This window comes from Vibrio sp. 2130-1 (assembly GCF_033339515.1).
Genome location: NZ_JAWOUT010000532.1, coordinates 1 through 577, shown reverse-complemented (window position 1 = coordinate 577; position 577 = coordinate 1). Strand labels below are relative to the sequence as shown.

Sequence of the window (577 nt, the reverse complement as noted above, 5' to 3'; positions counted from 1 at the left end):
ATTGGTGGCATGTGCTGTATTCGTGATCATCAAGAGTTGTTCCAAGCGGTGCAAACGCGCTGCGTTCCTATGGAAGGTTTTGTCACTTATGGCGGCATGGCTGGGCGCGATATGGAGGCTTTAGCCCGTGGCTTGTATGAGGGCGCGGATGAAGACTTCCTGCATTATCGAATCAGTCAGGTGCAATACTTGGGCGAGCGTCTACGGGAGGGGGGAATTCCAATCCAATATCCAACTGGTGGCCATGCGGTGTTTGTTGATGCGGCGAAAATATTGCCGCACATTCCAGCCGATCAATTCCCAGCACAAGCCTTGTGCAATGCGTTGTATCTGGAGGCTGGGATTCGAGCTGTTGAGATTGGCTCATTGTTGCTCGGACGTGACCCTGAAACGGGTGAACAGAAAGCCTCTGAGCTTGAATTAATGCGCTTAACGATTCCACGTCGAGTCTATACTAACGACCACATGGACTATATCGCGGATGCGTTGATCGAGTTGAAGAACCGAGCTCATGAATTGAAAGGTTTGACGTTCGAATATGAGCCTCCGGTTTTACGTCACTTTACGGCTCGCTTCC

General features: G+C 50.8%; 1 protein-coding gene. It reads left to right on the top strand.

The window, feature by feature from the left end; all coding sequences use genetic code 11:
• Nucleotides 1-577: tryptophanase (locus tag R7Q09_RS27230; protein ID WP_318144092.1), on the top strand; the 577-nt coding region annotated here is incomplete at both ends.